At 28.2% G+C, this 18,017-nt stretch carries 15 protein-coding genes; 9 read left to right on the top strand and 6 right to left on the bottom strand.

Going from position 1 to position 18,017, the window contains the following annotated elements:
* Positions 1-3 precede the first annotated feature (3 nt).
* The 6 genes from purH to RT575_RS09185 all read left to right on the top strand — a co-directional run bounded on the left by purH (position 4) and on the right by RT575_RS09185 (position 5,992).
* Positions 4-1,515, top strand: a complete 1,512-nt coding sequence (gene purH / locus RT575_RS09210) for a bifunctional phosphoribosylaminoimidazolecarboxamide formyltransferase/IMP cyclohydrolase (protein ID WP_313580347.1) — start codon at positions 4-6, stop codon at positions 1,513-1,515.
* A gap of 55 nt (positions 1,516-1,570) precedes the next feature.
* Positions 1,571-1,942, top strand: coding sequence for a four helix bundle protein (locus RT575_RS09205; protein WP_313374005.1), 372 nt, complete (start codon positions 1,571-1,573; stop codon positions 1,940-1,942).
* Positions 1,929-3,236, top strand: a complete 1,308-nt coding sequence (purD, locus tag RT575_RS09200; protein ID WP_313580345.1) for a phosphoribosylamine--glycine ligase — start codon at positions 1,929-1,931, stop codon at positions 3,234-3,236. The genes RT575_RS09205 and purD overlap by 14 nt, the downstream gene beginning before the upstream one ends.
* A 331-nt stretch (positions 3,237-3,567) precedes the next feature.
* A complete protein-coding gene (locus RT575_RS09195; RefSeq protein ID WP_313580343.1) occupies positions 3,568-4,869 on the top strand; it encodes a hypothetical protein in 1,302 nt (433 codons plus the stop codon).
* Positions 4,870-4,884: 15 nt separating this feature from the next.
* The gene (locus RT575_RS09190) at positions 4,885-5,268 is read left to right on the top strand and encodes a hypothetical protein (protein ID WP_313580342.1); all 384 of its coding nucleotides are present in this window, start codon (positions 4,885-4,887) and stop codon (positions 5,266-5,268) included.
* Between the two features lie 94 nt (positions 5,269-5,362).
* Positions 5,363-5,992 carry a hypothetical protein gene (locus tag RT575_RS09185; protein ID WP_313580340.1) on the top strand — a complete coding sequence of 210 codons (630 nt, stop codon included), beginning with the start codon at positions 5,363-5,365 and terminating at the stop codon, positions 5,990-5,992.
* Between the two features lie 80 nt (positions 5,993-6,072).
* Here the strand turns inward: RT575_RS09185 and RT575_RS09180 are convergent, their stop codons facing one another.
* Positions 6,073-7,044: an N-acetylornithine carbamoyltransferase gene (locus RT575_RS09180; protein WP_313386339.1), complete on the bottom strand. Its 972-nt coding sequence runs from the start codon at positions 7,042-7,044 to the stop codon at positions 6,073-6,075.
* A 285-nt stretch (positions 7,045-7,329) separates the two neighbouring features.
* Between RT575_RS09180 and RT575_RS09175 the strand changes: the two genes are divergently transcribed.
* Both RT575_RS09175 and feoB read left to right on the top strand, forming a co-directional pair.
* Positions 7,330-7,563, top strand: a complete 234-nt coding sequence (locus RT575_RS09175; protein ID WP_313580338.1) for a FeoA family protein — start codon at positions 7,330-7,332, stop codon at positions 7,561-7,563.
* 10 nt (positions 7,564-7,573) lie between these two features.
* Entirely contained in the window at positions 7,574-9,751 is a 2,178-nt protein-coding gene (gene feoB / locus RT575_RS09170) for a ferrous iron transport protein B (RefSeq protein WP_409515953.1), read from the top strand.
* A 113-nt stretch (positions 9,752-9,864) separates the two neighbouring features.
* Here the strand turns inward: feoB and RT575_RS09165 are convergent, their stop codons facing one another.
* Both RT575_RS09165 and RT575_RS09160 read right to left on the bottom strand, forming a co-directional pair.
* Entirely contained in the window at positions 9,865-10,296 is a 432-nt protein-coding gene (locus RT575_RS09165) for a DUF4844 domain-containing protein (RefSeq protein WP_313580335.1), read from the bottom strand.
* Positions 10,297-10,515: 219 nt separating this feature from the next.
* Complete coding sequence (locus RT575_RS09160; RefSeq protein WP_313580333.1) at positions 10,516-10,986, bottom strand: hypothetical protein; 471 nt, start codon at positions 10,984-10,986, stop codon at positions 10,516-10,518.
* A 309-nt stretch (positions 10,987-11,295) separates the two neighbouring features.
* Here RT575_RS09160 and htpG point away from each other — a divergent pair, with 309 nt between their 5' ends.
* A complete protein-coding gene (gene htpG, locus RT575_RS09155) occupies positions 11,296-13,173 on the top strand; it encodes a molecular chaperone HtpG (protein WP_313580331.1) in 1,878 nt (625 codons plus the stop codon).
* A 209-nt stretch (positions 13,174-13,382) separates the two neighbouring features.
* Here the strand turns inward: htpG and RT575_RS09150 are convergent, their stop codons facing one another.
* The 3 genes from RT575_RS09150 to RT575_RS09140 all read right to left on the bottom strand — a co-directional run bounded on the left by RT575_RS09150 (position 13,383) and on the right by RT575_RS09140 (position 17,880).
* Positions 13,383-16,007, bottom strand: coding sequence for a carboxypeptidase regulatory-like domain-containing protein (locus RT575_RS09150; RefSeq protein WP_313580329.1), 2,625 nt, complete (start codon positions 16,005-16,007; stop codon positions 13,383-13,385).
* 3 nt (positions 16,008-16,010) lie between these two features.
* Positions 16,011-16,844 (bottom strand): GLPGLI family protein, encoded by an 834-nt coding sequence (locus RT575_RS09145; protein ID WP_313580327.1) that lies wholly within the window; start codon positions 16,842-16,844, stop codon positions 16,011-16,013.
* Between the two features lie 217 nt (positions 16,845-17,061).
* Positions 17,062-17,880, bottom strand: a complete 819-nt coding sequence (locus RT575_RS09140) for a GLPGLI family protein (RefSeq protein WP_313580325.1) — start codon at positions 17,878-17,880, stop codon at positions 17,062-17,064.
* Between the last annotated feature and the right edge of the window lie 137 nt (positions 17,881-18,017).

Raw genomic sequence — 18,017 nt, 5'->3', positions numbered from 1 at the left:
AAAATGCAAAAACAAGCGCTAATTAGTGTTTCAGACAAATCAAATTTGTTAGAATTTGCAAAATTCTTGGTAGAACAAGATTATAAAATTTTATCTACTGGTGGAACTTTCAAACATCTTCAAGAAAACGGAATTGAGGTTACAGAAGTAAAAGATGTAACTGGATTTCCAGAGATTTTGGATGGCCGTGTAAAATCTTTGCACCCAGCAATTCACGGAGGAATTATGGCTCGTCGTTCAGATGAGAATCATATGAAAACAATTTCAGAACATGGGATTAATCCTATCGATATTGTAATTGTAAATTTATATCCATTTTTCGAAAAGATGAATACAGGTCTATCAGAAGCAGAAATGATAGAATTTATTGACATAGGAGGACCATCTATGTTACGTTCTTCAGCAAAGAATTTTAATGATGTTACTGTTGTAACAGATGTGAATGATTACGGAACTGTAATCAATGAAATTCGTGAGAATGGATCAACTTCTATCGAAACACGTAAATTATGTGCTGGAAAAGTATTTAACTTAACTTCTGCTTACGATGCAGCGATTTCTACTTATCTTTTAGGTGAAGATTTTCCTCAATTTTTGGAATCTTCTTATGAAAAAGTAATGGATTTACGTTACGGAGAAAATCCTCATCAAAAAGCTGCTTATTATGTAGATAAAACGAAAAATGGAGCAATGAAAGATTTTGAATATTTACAAGGAAAAGAACTTTCTTTTAATAATATTCGCGATATGGATTTAGCTTATAAAGTAGTTTCTGAATTCGAAGAAACAACTTGTTGTGCTGTAAAACATTCTACGCCATGTGGTGTTGCTACAGGAGATAATGTTTTAGAAGCTTATGAAAAAGCTTACGAATGTGATCCAATGTCAATTTTTGGTGGAATTATAGCATTCAATAGAGAAGTTGATGGAAAAACTGCTGTAGAATTGAATAAAATTTTCTTAGAAATTGTTATCGCTCCATCTTTTACAGAAGAAGCTTTAGAGATTTTCAAGCAAAAGAAAAATCTACGTATCATCAAAGTTAAAAACCCAGTTTCTGATAAAGTAACTTATGTAAAAGTTGATGGTGGTTTAATCGTTCAATCAACAGATAACCAGTTTTCTAATGATTTAACGGTTGTTACAAACGCTCAGCCAACAGAAAAACAAATGACTGATTTAGTTTTTGCTCAAAAAATTGTTAAATGGGTAAAATCTAATGCTATTGTTGTGGCGACAAATGGTCAAGCTTACGGAATTGGTGGTGGACAAACGAACCGTATCTGGGCAGCACAACAAGCTATCGCTCGTGCAAAAGAGAAAGTAGATGAAGATTTAGTTTTAGCTTCAGATGCATTCTTCCCTTTCCGTGATGTGGCAGACTATACAGCAGAAAACGGAATAAAAGCTATCATTCAACCAGGAGGTTCTATCAAGGATCAGGAATCTATTGAAGCTTGTAACGAGCACGATATTCCTATGGTTTTTACAGGAATGAGACATTTTATGCATTAAAGACGTTTTGTGGTTGGCGATTAGCGTTTTGTGAATAATTTTACATAAATAGATTATGAGAAATTATAGAAATCTAGATGTTTGGAAAAAAGGTTTGGAAATATTAAAAAAGATTTATAAAATCTCAGATAAATTTCCAGAAAAGGAAAAATATGGATTAACTTCTCAAATTACAAGGGCTGTTGTTTCTATTCTTTCTAATATAGCAGAAGGTTCAGGACGAAATTCGAATCCACAAATGATAAATTTTTTATCAATTTCAAAAGGTTCAGCTTATGAAGTTGAAGCACAATTAATAATAGCTTTTGAACTAGCATATATTTCAGAAGCTGAATTAAATGAGTGTATAGAGTTAATTGATCATTATTGTAGAATGAATCAAAAATTTCAGAATTATTTAAAAAAAATTACAAATGGAACACAATAATAATATCAATAATCAATCATTATCCGCAAACCTCAAATCGCATAGCCGTATATTAATCATCGGTAGTGGTGGTAGAGAACATGCTATTGGTTGGAAATTTGCAGAGGATTTTAAACAAAAAAATGAAAATTTAGAATTGTTTTTTATTCCAGGCAATGCTGGCACAGCACAAATAGGAACCAACGTAGCTATTTCTTCTATCGATGGAATGAAAGATTTTGCAAAAGAAAATCAAATTGATTTAACTTTTGTAGGACCAGAAGCTGAATTATCAGAAGGGATTGTAGATATATTTCAGAAAGAAAATTTAAATGTTTTCGGTCCTCATAAAGCTGCTGCACAATTAGAAGCTTCTAAAGCTTTTGCAAAAGACTTTATGAATAAATATGGAGTGAAAACGGCTAAATATAAGAATTTTCAAGGGCCAATGTTAGCTATTGAATACCTTAAAGAGCAAGAATTTCCTATTGTTGTAAAAGCATCAGGATTAGCTGCAGGTAAAGGAGTTATTATTTGTCAAGATTTCGAAGAAGCAAAACAAGCTGTATTAGAAATCATGGAAGATAAAACTTTTGGAGATGCAGGAAACGAAGTTGTTATAGAGGAATATTTAGAAGGTTTTGAAGCTTCAATTCTTTCATTTTTTAACGGTAAAAAAATTGTTCCATTTGTTGCTGCAAAAGATCATAAAAAAATCGGAGAAGGAGAAACAGGTCTTAATACTGGTGGAATGGGTGTTATTGCACCAAATCCATTGTTTACTCAAGAACATTTTACAATGTTCGAAGAGGAAATTATGGAGCCTACAAAATGTGGTCTTATTAAAGAGGGATTAGAGTTTGCTGGTGTTATTTTCTTTGGGTTAATGATTACTACAAAAGGAGTTTATTTATTGGAGTATAACCTAAGAATGGGTGATCCAGAAACCCAAACAACATTACCTTTATTAGAAAATGATTTGTATGATGTCGTAAACAAGTCAATAAAAGGAGAAAACTTCGATTTAGAATTCAAAAAGCAACATGCATGTTGTGTCGTTATGGTTTCAGGTGGTTATCCAGGGAATTATGATAAAGGTTTTGAAATAAGAGGACTAGAAAACATAACTTGTCCTAATTTTATTGCCGGTGCAAAACTAGAAAACGATGAAATCGTAACTTCTGGTGGTCGTGTTATCAACGTTGTCGGATTAGGAGATTCTTTAGAATCAGCACGTGAAGTAGCTTACGAAAACATCAAAAAAGTACATTTCGATTACGAATATTACCGTACTGATATTGGTTTAATTCAGTAATTGAATCATTACAATAAATAATATAAAAAGTAATCATAGCAACTGTTTATGATTACTTTTTTCTTTTTGGGCAATCCCTTCGGACCGCGCTTTCCGTTTCTATCTTTTTACTTAGCTAGAACGCTTTGCAAAAAGGATATCCTCTACTATCGCTATTGCAAAAATATTTTGTTTTATAATTCGTTTATATTTATAATGTATTTTTAAAATCATATAATCTCTATTTACTAATATCTTATTTGTTGCATATTTAATAGTTTTAAATTAATTTTAAAAAAACAAACAAAAAAGTAATATTACAATATTGTAATTTTTAATAAACCACATATTTATGAGAAATTTTTTACTTATAACAACCTTGTTTTGCTCATCAAGCTATTTATGGGCACAGAAGCAAATAGGACCAGGAAATTCAGATATAAATAATACTTACTTAAAAAAAGAAAAATCTCTTTACACAATTTACTATGTAAAAGATAGTAAGTGGGATGTAAAAGGTACATACACTAAAGATCAATTAATAGAAGGAAATAACTTAATAGTTACAACTAATTATATTGATGATAAAGATAAATGGTACAGAAAAACTATTTCTACTGCTAATTTTAAAACTTTAGCACCAACTACTTTTCTATCAGAAAGTACTTCGAAGAAGATAGATGTAAAGTTTGGAAATCCAATTAGTGTAAAATTAGTAGATTTAAAAGATAGTAAAAATAGTAGATCAGAAACTTTAAATCTTAAAGAGAATTTTTTTGACTATCATATTATAGAACCTTTATTAAGTTCTTTACCTTTAAAAACAGGATATAAAGTTACAATTCCAACTTTTTATTATAGTGGAAATCCTAAAGAAGAACAGCTTGGGGATTATGTAATACAAGAGGTAAAAAGTTACGAATATCAATCACCAAAAACTGGTAAACATCCATCTTGGTTAATTAGTTTATTAGAAAAATCTTCTAATTCTGTTTATTATTATATTGTAGACAAACAAGATCATCGTCTATGGCAACGAGAGATGTTTGTAGGAGATGGTGTTTGGGAAATATGTGCAAATGAAGAATTAGATTATCAACCAATTAAAAATAAATTTGATCAAAAGGATGCATTAGATAAGGTAAATAATGGAAATAGTTTTATAATAGGAACTGCATTTGCTCGCGATCATGCCAAAGGAGGAATTTCTATAGTCAATATTAATAAAGCTCAATATGCACCCAAAGGAACTGAAATTACGCTGATTGTAAATTCTCCTTATATCAAGGAATGGAAAGAAGTAAATAAAAAAATAAGAAAGGAGAAAAAAGTTTCTGAAGTTCCAATTGATAAAAATGTATCATCTACAATAAAAATAGCTAAGGTATATGATGATAAAGGACATTTTGAGTTTACAAATTTAAAACCAGGTGAGTATATTCTAATGACGACTTTTGGTTTTACACATAAATATTCTTACAGTTATCAATCAGGAACATCTTATTTAATGCATCCAAGCGGAGCAGTTCTTGGCTCAAATCCTGTTTATAGTTCTGCCAGTGGAGCTACAAATTCTGTTGCTGAAATAGAAAAAGTTGTTACAATAAAACAGAATGGGGAAGAAGTGAAGGTAAATCTTAAAGATACACATTAGACAAAAAAAAATACTATGAAAAAAATAATTTTCACATTGCTTGTATTAAGTTTTTCAACGATTAATGCACAAAATAAAAAAGGATTAGAGAAGAGCTCTTTGTCATTATATAATACAGATATTAATGTAAAAGATTATAAAGTTATAAAAGCTGAAACATTATTAGATTTAGCACTTAACTATTCTTATACAAGAACTATTTCTCTTTATTCAAAAAATGAAAATACATATCTTAATTTACCAATTTTATTAATTGGAGATCAATTGATTTCTGATGAACAAGCAAGAAATCTAAAAATAGAGAGTATTAAAAGTATTAAATATATAGATGGTCCAGAAAATACAATTTATGGCCAAAATGGATTGTCAAATGCTGTTATGAAAATTGAATTGATATAATTATTTGAATTAAGAAAAATTTATATGGTTTATTGAGTAAGAAATGTAATTTTGCATCAGTAAAATTATTATTTTAAAAAATCAACTATTTATTATGAAAAAAACTTTATTTTTTCTTTTTTTATTTTGTTCAATTTTTACAATTGCTCAAAAACAAATTTATTCATCTCCAAATTTATCTAAACAAATAGGAACACAGAAAACAGTTGCAATATTACCATTCACAACGACTATTACGTACAAAAAGACTCCTAAAAAGTATGATGCAGAAGCTAATCATGATCAAGAATTGAAAATGGCAAAAAATATACAATCTAGTATGTATACTTTTTTACTTAGAAAAGTGGACAAATATTCAGTAAGTTTTCAAGATGTAGATCAAACAAATATTCTATTAAAAAAAGCTGGTATTGAAGATCAACTTGATGGGATGACGAAAGATGAAATTGCCAAAATATTGAATGTTGATGCTGTTATTAGTGGTAAATTTGATCAAATACAAAGTAGGAGCGAGGCAGGTGCTATTGTTACAACAGTGTTATTTGGAGGTCTAGGTAGTAAAACAGGTTCAGGAACTCTTACTATGACAATAAATAGTGGTGATAATGGAGAATTATTATGGAGATTTATGAAAACAATGGATGATACTATTACAATTTCTACAGATCAATTAGTTGAAAGTATGATGAGAAAAGTATCAAGAAATTTTCCTTATACAAAATAAAAAATTAGATAAAATTTAAATTAAAAATAGCTTCTGAATTTCAGAAGCTATTTTTAATTTATCTTGATAAAGAAAGAATCTTATTTATTTTTTAAAATTTCATGAAATACAGTTTGTGCAGAAAATATACGGTTTGTAGCCTCATCAATAACGATAGATACATCTGAATCTAAAACAGCGTCAGATACAACTACATTTCTACGAACAGGAAGACAATGCATAAATTTACCATTATTCGTTAAATTCATTTTATCCATAGTTACTTCCCAATCCTTATCTCCTGGATTAGTTTCACCATAATTTTCATAAGATGACCAGTTTTTTGCATAAACAAAGTCAGCATCTTTTAGTGCTTCGTCTTGGTCATAAGCAATTGTAGCTCCTTCAGTAAATTTAGGATCAAGTTCAAACCCTTTTGGTTGAACAATAGTAAAATCTACCCAATCTACTTTTGTGAACCATTCAGCAAAAGAATTAGGAACAGCTTGCGGTAAACGACGAGGATGAGGAGCCCAAGTCATTACAACTTTTACTTTTTTCTCAGGTTTTGTACCTGGAGTATATCCTGTTTTCTCAGCAATTGTAATTAAATCTGCAAAAGATTGTAAGGGATGTAGAGTAGCACTTTCTAATGAAACAACAGGAACAGATGATAACGATTTAACTTTGTTGAACATTATTTCTTGATAATCTTCGTCACGATTAACTAATTTAGGAAATGTACGAACTCCTAAAACATCACAATAAGCACTCATTACTCGAATAGCTTCATTGATATGTTCTTGTGTATCACCATCCATCACAGTTCCATCTCCCATTTCTAATGTCCAAGAATCTGCACCAGCATTTAAAACCCAAGTATTTGCTCCCAAATTATAAGCAGCTTTCAATGAGCTTAAGCGTGTACGTAAACTAGGATTAAAAAAGATTAAACCAATTGTTTTGTTTTTTCCAATTTCTTGTTGTGCAAATGGATTTGCTTTAATCTCTAAAGCTGTCTTTAATAATTCGTCGATGTTTTCTACATCATTCACCGAAGTAAATTGTTTCATAATTGCGATGGATCTTTTGTTTTATTTGTTTTGCAAATTTACTTTAAAAGACTTGATTTATAAGAAAATTTATTTGAGTTTTTTAATGTTAGATAAAATCACTTTTTAATTTACAAAATTTTAAAATAATCTTTAGACAATTTAATTATCGGATAACTTAGAAACTTTAAATCTTACTTTTTTATTTATACAGGAAAAAAAAATATATTTTATAATTGTTAGATTAATCTAATTTACTAATTTTACATTACTAAATTTATATTTAGTAATGTAAATATTTAATATATGCAATTAGGAGAATTGGAAAAAAGTCAAATAGCAATTATTACAGGATTAAGTAAGAGTTGTAACCAAGAAGTAAAACAACGTTTGTTGGATTTAGGCTTTGTGCGCGGTTCAGAAATTAGTATTCAGAACATTAGTCCTTTAGGAGATCCTATTGCTTATATTATTCACGATACATTAATTTCTTTGAGAAAAGAAGATGCTATAAATGTATTGATTGAACTTAAACAATAATATAATGAAAATAAATACAGCCTGTGATACATGTGAATTAAATCCTTCTTCTGATCTTAAGAAGTTGGGCGAATTATCAGGCAAATATGATTATACAATCGCTTTAGCTGGAAATCCAAATACAGGTAAAAGTACAGTTTTTAACGCTCTTACTGGATTAAAACAGCATACAGGAAACTGGCCAGGAAAAACAGTAACAAGAGCAGAAGGAAGTTTTGTTTATGGCAATGATAAATATAAAATTGTCGATTTACCTGGAACTTATTCTTTATTATCAACCTCAGAAGATGAAGAAGTTGCACGAGATTTTGTTCTTTTTGGAGAACCCGATGTTACAGTAATTGTAGTTGATGCAAGTAGAATGCAAAGAAACTTAAGTCTTGTTCTACAATTATTAGAAATAAGTAACAAAGCAGTTTTATGTCTTAATTTAATGGATGAAGCAAAAAGACATAAAATAGAAATCGATATAAGAAATTTATCAAGAGAATTGGGAATTCCTGTTGTTGCAACTAGTGCCCGTACAAAACATGGAATTCCAGAATTATTAGCAGCAATAAAACAAGTAGCTGATGGAAGTTATATTCCTGCAAAACAAGATTCTTTTCAATTGTCTAAAGAAAGTAAAGATGCTGTTACTGTTTTATCATCACAATTACTTTCTATAAATCCATCATTGCCCAATGCAAATTGGATAGCAATGCGTTTAATAGAAAACGATAGTAGTATTATTTCTGCGATTAATCAACGAATTTTATTACCGATGATTACCGATGAAAAATTATCTCATTTATATGAAACTGTAGAAGAATATAGAAAAAAATTAGGTGACAATTATAGAGATGATATTGTAGAAGCTATTTATGCTAAAGCTATTCGACTAGTAAAAAATTCAGTTTTTACAGATTCATCAAAAAAGAGTTTTCAGTTCGATAGAACAATAGATCGTATCGTAACACATAAAATATGGGGATTTCCTATTATGTTTATGTTACTAGGTTTAGTACTTTGGGTAACAATTATTGGAGCTAATTATCCATCTGCATTATTATCTGATTTATTGTTAGATAAAATATATCCATTACTGAAAATAGGAGCCAATTATTTGCATTTTCCATCGTGGTTAAGTGGTTTTTTAATAGATGGTGTTTATATGGCAACAGCTTGGGTAGTTGCTGTAATGTTACCACCAATGGCTATATTTTTTCCATTGTTTACTTTATTGGAAGATTTTGGTTATTTGCCAAGAGTTGCATTTAATTTGGATAGAATTTTTAAGAAAACAGGCGCTCATGGTAAGCAAGCATTAACCATGAGTATGGGGTTTGGTTGTAATGCAGCAGGAGTTGTAGCAACAAGAATTATAAATAGTCCAAGAGAAAAATTAATTGCTATAATAACCAATAACTTTTCGTTATGCAACGGAAGATGGCCAACACAAATACTTATTGCAACAATATTTTTAGGTGTTTTAGTTCCTGCAAAATGGTCAGGAACAGTTTCTATGTTAGCTGTAATTTTTATTGCGATTTTAGGAATAGCCTTTACATTTTTTACATCTTGGTTACTTTCCAAAACATTATTAAAAGGAGAATCTTCTTTTTTTACGTTAGAACTTCCGCCATATAGACCACCTAGATTTTTTCAGACAATTTATACATCTTTGTTAGATCGTACATTAATTGTTTTGTGGCGAGCAATTATATTTGCTGCACCAGCAGGAGCTGTAATTTGGTTAATTTGTAATTTAACAATTGGTGAGCAAAGTATAGCATTGTGGATGATAAATGGACTAAATCCACTTGGAGTATTTATTGGGCTTAATGGAGTTATTCTTTTGGCCTATATCGTTGCTATTCCTGCAAACGAAATTGTAATACCAACTATTCTTATGCTTACTGTAATGACGATTGGCTCTACAACATTTGGAGCAGGAGCAGGAGTCATGTTCGAAGGTTCTGATAATGAAATAGCGACATTATTACATACTGCTGGTTGGACAACATTAACAGGAATTAATCTTATGTTATTTAGTTTATTACACAATCCTTGTAGTACAACTATTTATACAATTTATAAAGAAACAGGAAGTAAGAAATGGACTATAATAGCAACATTATTACCAATTGTATATGGTATAGTTGTCTGTTTTTTAGTTGCTAGAATTTGGAATATGTTTATTACTTAGAATTCAATTAATCATGAATACCTTATGAACTTTAAATATTGTTGCATTAAAAAAGGGAGAAATTGAAATTTCTCGCTTGGTTACTATTTTCGAAATCTTTGTTATGAATATTTTTACTTTGAAGGATCAAATCCGTATATAAAATTATTTAAATGCCCGGCAGAGCTTTCAAGTTGCACAATATCCATCAATTCTTCATAATAAGAGCAAATACGCTCTTTATCTTCAGTGTCAAGTTCAAGAAATATTTTTGAAAATCTTTTTAATCCAGTTTCGATTGCATTTTGATATTCTTGTTCTGTAGCGTTTCCTTTCTTTGCAATGTTTTGAAAATCTTTAGCAGATTGGTTAATTAAATCTGTCACTATAGGTTTTAATTTTTCATCAGATATACCTGGATAAAATATTGTGTTATCTTTTTTGAATTTTTCCTTAGAGATAAAGTTTTCAAACATATGTTCGAAATTTGATGATGTTTTCATTTGTTGCTGTTTACAAGATATTAATGTAGATAATAATAGAAAAAGTATAGATCGTTTTCTCATAAAAATTAGATTTGTGTAATTCTATAACCAATGTTATACAGTGCTTTTTAATTTCTTTTTTAAAATTTTAAGTAATTCATTTGAATCAATCTTAAGAAAATTTGTGTGAATCGTTTGTTCTGAGTTTACAATTTTAGGAGGGGCAAATGACTAGAAATTTAATTTAGTATTTAATCCCGCATTTAATCCCGCATTTAATCAAATCGATGTTATCTACGGTTACAAAATTATATTTAAATTTTTATTAAAGAACTTTTTCCAAAACTCAATAACATTCTTTATAATGAGAAGAAAATCTAGTTTTTCATCATTTTCAAGAATTATTTCTAGATGGCTAATATCAAAATCTTTTGAAAAACCTGAAGAAAAATCTCCACTATGCTTGCGAGTTAATTTTATTTGTGCTTTTGGTCTTGATAAATTATAATGTTTTGAAGCATTGGCTAAATCATGCATAATTTTCAAGTTATCACATTGAGCAAACAAATCATTTCTAAAATCACCTAAGGTTTGAAAACCTAATTCTGGTTTATATTCTTCGAATACAAAATCAGTTAAATGCCACGCATCAGATGATAGATTTAAAGCTTTTGAGGAATCCGTTTCATCCAATTTAAAGTCATTAAAATTATTAAGTAATGTTAATAATTTTTCTTTAGAATTATATTCTCCAAAGTTGTATTTATTCATTTGTACGTTTTTGGATAATTGTAGATAACATTATTTTTTAATGAAACAAAATACAATGTGATTTCGTAAAATTATAATTGTATCTATGTTTCGTAAAATTTACTACTAATGTAATTAATTTTTGTAAATCAAATGTTTATTAAGGTATTTTTTGTGTATAGCTAAAAAAAATTATAGGTTGATTGAATTTACAGCTATTTGATACTGATTGCCCAAATTATTTTAAGACAAATTGTCATATTATTACTGAGTGGTATTTTGTTTGATTAAGTGAGTACATCTATAAATTTTATAAAAAAACTAAATATAATGAACAAAGGAAGTATTAATGTATCGGTGGAAAATATCTTTCCGTTAATTAAAAAATTCTTATACTCTGATCACGAAATCTTTTTACGTGAATTAGTTTCAAACGCAACAGATGCAACATTAAAATTAAAACACTTAACAAATATAGGAGAGGCACAAGTAGAATATGGAGATCCAAAGATTGAAGTAAAAATAAATAAAGAAAATTCTACTTTGCATATTATCGACCAAGGTTTAGGGATGACAGCTGAGGAGGTTGAAAAATACATTAACCAAGTTGCTTTTTCTGGAGCTGAGGAGTTTATAAACCAGCACAAAGATGCTGATGGAATTATTGGTCATTTTGGTTTAGGTTTCTATTCTGCTTTTATGGTGGCAGACAAAGTAGAGATTATTACAAAATCTTACAAAGATGCGCCAGCAGCACATTGGACTTGTGATGGTTCTCCAGAGTTTACATTGGATGTTGCAGATAAAACAGATCGTGGAACAGAAATAATTTTACATATTTCTGAGGATTCTAAAGAGTTTTTAGATGATTATAAAATCCGCGAGTTATTGACAAAATACAACAAGTTTATGCCAGTTCCTATTAAATTCGGAACACGCAAAGAAACACTTCCATTACCAGAAGGAGCTGCAGAAGATGCAAAACCAGAGGAAATAGAAGTAGATGATATCATTAACAATCCAACACCAGCTTGGACAAAATCTCCATCGGATTTAACAGATGAAGATTACTCAAAATTCTACAGAGAATTGTACCCAATGCAATTCGACGAGCCATTGTTTCACATTCATTTAAATGTAGATTATCCGTTCAACCTAACAGGGATTTTATTCTTTCCTAAATTAGGAAACAACATCAATATTGATAAAGATAAAATACAATTGTACCAAAACCAAGTGTTTGTAACGGATGAGGTAAAAGGAATTGTACCAGATTTCTTAATGTTATTACGTGGTGTTATAGATTCTCCGGATATTCCACTAAACGTTTCTCGTTCTTACTTACAAGCAGATGGTGCTGTGAAAAAAATATCTGCACACATTACTAAAAAAGTAGCAGATAAAATGTCATCATTAATTACTCAGAATCGTGAAGATTTCGAGCAAAAATGGAACGACATAAAAGTTGTAATTGAATACGGAATGATTTCTGAAGAAAAATTCTTCGAAAAATCGGACAAATTTGCATTATACCCAACTGTAGATGGAAATTATTTTACTTGGACAGAGTTAACAGATAAAATAAAAGACAACCAAACAAACAAAGATGGAAAAATGGTTGTTCTTTATGCATCGGATGTAGATGCCCAAGATCAGTACATACAAATAGCAAAAGAAAAAGGATACGAAGTTATCTTGTTAGATTCTCCGATTGCTTCTCATTTAATTCAGAAATTAGAAGGAACAAAAGAAAATGTAACATTTGTTCGTGTAGATGCAGATCACATCAACAATTTGATAGAAAAAGATGATGTAAAAATTTCTAAATTATCAGACGAAGATAAAGAGAAATTAAAAACAGATATTACAGAAGCTATCAATAGTAAATCTTATACAGTTCAGTTAGAGGATTTATCTGCTTCTGATGCACCATTCATCATTACTCAATCAGAATTTATGCGTCGTATGAAAGATATGCAAGCTTCTGGAGGAGGAGGGATGTTCGGAATGGGTAATTTCCCAGAAATGTATAACTTAGTTATCAATGCAAACTCAGATTTAGCAACAGAAATTTTAGGTAAAGCTACAAAAGATGAGAAAGACGAAATTATCGGTCAAGCCTTAGATTTAGCTAAATTATCTCAAGGACTTTTAAAAGGTAAAGAGTTAACAAACTTTATCAATAGAAGTTTCAAAAACATGAAATAATCCACGATAAGTATATATAAAAATAGGACAATCATAATTTGGGTTGTCCTATTTTTTATTTTAATATATTTTTTAAATAATTTGGGCAAATCCTTCGGAACACGCTTTCCATTTCAATCTTTTTAGATTGGATATATCATAAGGCGAAGTCGAAATGTAATGACCAATCCAAAAAGGATTTTCACTACAATCGTTTTTGCAGATTTGTATTAGAAATTAAAACGAGTAGTTACCATCAATTGTGTAGGTCTTAATTGGTAAACAAAACGACTTTCGTAATTTGAAGAAAAAGAGTTTTGTGAAAAATATTTCTCGTTAAACAAATTATAAGCTGATAATTCGAAATCTATTTTTCTTTTTACAAGAGAGTAACGATACATTAAATCACCAAAAGTAGTATTGGGATTCAATTTTCTGTCATCATTAACATAAAAATCAAAATTTAATTTAATATAATGTTGTTTTGCTGGAAAAAAATGAACTACAACTTGATGAATTTGATTAGTAAGACTTCGAGATGAGCTACCAGATAATTTATTTTTATAATTCATAATATTATAATCATATTCTAAAGTTGACCAACTTAATACTCGTAAAGAAGCTTTAAAATTTGAAACGATTGATGTATTATTCACTTTGACTAATTCATTGTTTATCTGTTGATCAAAAAATGAGAAATTATATGCTGATGATAGCGAAATTGTCGTTTTTATTTTAGAAAAATATTGACTAATTTTTGTATTAAAAGAATGTGTTTGTTGATGATTTTTTTTGTTTAGAACTTCTAAAACTGTACTTGCATCAGAATTATATTTATAGCTATACAGAAGGTTATTTTCATTCCACATATAATTGTAACCAAAATTGGCAAAACGAGCTTTTATAGGGTTTTTATATTCAAATCGAATTGACGAATTCCACTTTTTAACTTCATTAAATTGTCCATTATTTTGTTGTATAGAATTATATTTATAAAGAATATAACCATCGTGCAGTCGAGTTAAATTACCTAAATCATTAGAAAATGAATGATTTGTAGAGAATTTCCAAAAATTAGAAAAATCAACAGATAAATTAACTTTAGGTTCAACATAAAATCGCTGATAACTATTTTTAGTATTCAATGAAGTATTTTCTAAATAATACCATTGAAATGGTAAACCAAATGATGTTGAGAAATTATTTTTTCTGTACGAAAATTTATTTTCAACATAAGGGTTTAAAGTCGCCCAACGCGTATCATTTATAAATGGACTTTCTTTGGGTTGATTATCTGCCATTAAATCACTTTCTAATGTATGATTTATATATTTTACACCTATTTTAGATTCTAAAGTAAAAGATTTTAGTCCTTTTGTGAATTCTGCATAATTATTTGATACAAATCTTTTAAATCTAATATTTTGAAATGCATTTTTGTATATGTTTCCTTGGTTGATAAGGCTTTCGAATACTCCTGGAGAAATACTCAAATTTTCAGTGTAATCTTTGAAAGCTAATATAGAACGAAACGTTATTAATTGTTTGCCAATAGATTTTATAATTTTGAACTGATTAGATATTTCTCTGTTTGGTTTAGATAAACTTTGTTGAATAAATTGATCATTTCTGAATAAATCTCCTCTTGAACTATTCCAATCTCCTTTAAATTCAAGAATATTTTCCAAATAATTTTTTGAACTATTTCGTAAAAGAGTTGTTTTTATGTCTAGATTTTCTGATTGTAGATAATTCCTTTTTCTTTCATTAAGAAATATATTTCCTGTCGGTAGAAAATATTGCGTTGTTGTTTCTCCAAAACGCTTTTGATAATCATTTAAATAAGAAATGTTTAACCTTAAATCTAATTCTTTTTTTAACTTAAATAAATGATTCCATGTTCCTAGATTAACATTATTATCTAACCAACGTTCACTTGCAAAATTTGGAGTTTCTATACTTGCTATATTCAACCAACTTGAGCTAGAAAATTTTTCATTATCATTTAATAAATCTTCTAAACTTAATGTACTTAATTGTTGACTTACATCTTTTCCTCTATTATTACTTTGATAAGAACCTAACATTTGTTGTTGTTTTGTAAACAACATTGGAGTAACATTAGCTTGATAAATAAATGGCGAAACTCCTAAGCCAATTTCTGCTTTACCAGAATACGTAATTTTATTTTTTAGTTTGATATTAAGTGCTGCTTTTGGACTGTAAACTAAACTATCTAATATTTTTATTGGTTGATGATTTTCTAATATTTGAACTTTAGATACAGCATCAGCAGAAAGATTTTCGTTAGCCAAAGCATATTTACCACCTAATAAATCCATACCCTCTATGTAATATTTATTGATTGGTTCACCTTGATATAAAATTCGACCAGAACTTTCAATTTCTATTCCAGGCATTTTTTTTATAACATCTGCTATAGAACGATCTTGTATATCTTTAAAGTTGCTAACATCATAGGCTATTGTATCTCCTTTTTTACGAATAGGAGATTCTTTCAATTTTACTTCCTTTAGTTCAATCGCTTTTTCGTGTAAAGTAAAATCAAAATTTGATGAAGATTCATTAATTAATTCTGAAACAAAAGCATAATTCATTGCACGAACTCTTATTTCGTAAGTTTCGTGCAATGAATTATCTATTTTTAATAAATATTTTCCATCAGACTTGGTTATAAAATAAGTTAATGTTTCATCTGAATTACCTGGTGACAATGTAATGTTTGCACCTGAAATTGGTTCTCCTTTTTCATTTTTTACAATTCCAGAGATTGTTAATTGTGCAAAAATGAAATGAGAAATTAGAATAAATAGTAGTGTTAATTTTGTTTTCAAATATTATTCTAATTCTATGGGGTTATAAGGTAATTCTTTATGAATAAACGAAGTATCTTCAACTCCAGGACTACTATAAACTTTTTCTACATATAATTCTGGATTTTTATGAAAATTCATTTCTGCTTTATAGAATTCTTTTCTACTTGTTTTTATTATTTTTCTCTCTTTATGTATGTATATAGAGTTGGGAATGTTATCAATTGCTTCAGCTACAAAATAATGTTCTTTTTTGTCATCAAATATTTCTAATATTAAACCAGGTAATCCATTAAATAAAAATGGACCATCATTTAATGGAATATCGTCTGTATAGTAAGCTATCCATTTTCTTCCTGCATAATTTAATATAGCTTCTTTACAATTGTAGCCTAATATAACTTTCTTACCACTTTGCAATTGCCATTTAAAAATGGGTAATACTTCTATAAATTCATAATTATTATTATATACATTCCCTTGAAATGTATATTTATCATTATTCTTAATGATTAATTTTTTAAATTTTATTGCTCTACTAATAGGAATAAGTTCATTTAAATCATTTGTATAAATAAATTCATTCTGATTTTTTATATCAAATAGAGAATCATATTTTAAAAGATTTACATCTGTGAATTTAGATATATTTTTTCCAACTTGTAGTACAGTGATGGTACTACGTTTTTTATCTTTATTTTCTTTATCAAAAGAAAATATATATTTATAATATATATTCTTAGATGAAATATCTAGTTTTTCAATTTCACTTTTTTCTGATTTATACTTAATATCTCCTGAAATTTTTTGAGAATACCCAAAAACAGATAGTAATAAAAAAAATAATAGTTTTTTCATTTTGTTTACATTTTAGAATTAATAATATTTATGTGTTAACATATTAATTTTATTAAATCATAGAGCTAATATATAAAAAAAACAATAACTGTTAAAGGTTTAAAATTAACTATTCTTTTTCATTTCTTACAATTCAAAAAATTGTGAATTAAGTAAAAATAAAATGAGAAATTACAATAAATAGTAGTGTTAATTTTGTTTTTAAATATTATTCTAATTATTTCAAATTAAGTTGTAAACCTCTCTCTATTGAATTATTATTAGCTTCTAATTTAAGTTTCTTTCTTTTTAAGAATTCTTCATCATCTTTAACTAGAGTATTTCTTCCTCCTAAAACAATAAAAGGATTTTGTTTATATTTTTTAATATACTCTTCAAACTCTACTCTTGTCATTTTAACTCTTTGATAATTTTTTGGTTTTGGTATAGAAGAGTTACTTTTTGTTAAGCTAATAAATTGAAAATCAAAATAATTTTCACTATCTTTTATTTCTAGAATTAAGCCAGGTAATCCATGAAATTTATATGGTCCATATGAAATAGGAATTTCTTCGGTGTACCAAGCTTCCCAATTTCTACCAAATAAATTTGTTAAGGCTTTTTTTGCTTTATAACCGTTTATGTTTTTTTCTTCATTTACTAATTTCCAATTAATTGAAGGAATATTGTCTTCAAAATCTATACGTGTAAAAGATACATTGGCTTGTATAAGATAATTATTTTTAGATTTATTATAAAATAATCTTAACCAATGATGAATATAACCTTCTTGTTTATACATTTCACTTATTTGAATGACACCATTTTTCATATATTGAGTAATATCTCCTGGAATTGTATCCATTCTGAAAATAGATTTAGGTAAAAAGACATAACCATCAGGATGAATTCTCATGACAAATTCATCCGTTTTTACATCAGATTTGTTTAATGAATCATTCGTAAAATTATATTTATATTCTACTAAAAAATTATCAGTTTGTGCGAATAAAAATGAATTCAGCAAAAAATTTATTAATAATGTAATTCTTTTCATAAAATTTAAGATTTAACCAAAATAGCTTAAAAAAAACTACCTTAGTTTATTAAAAATTAACCTCCTCCACAAACATAATTTTCTTGGAAATCCATTTCTTCATCAATTTGGTCTTTAGAATAGAATATTCGCTATCA

The sequence above is a fragment of the Chishuiella sp. genome (assembly GCF_032109125.1).
Taxonomy (GTDB): domain Bacteria; phylum Bacteroidota; class Bacteroidia; order Flavobacteriales; family Weeksellaceae; genus Empedobacter.
The sequence above is the reverse complement of the archived record's forward strand: the minus strand, read 5'-3'. Positions and strand labels throughout refer to the sequence as shown.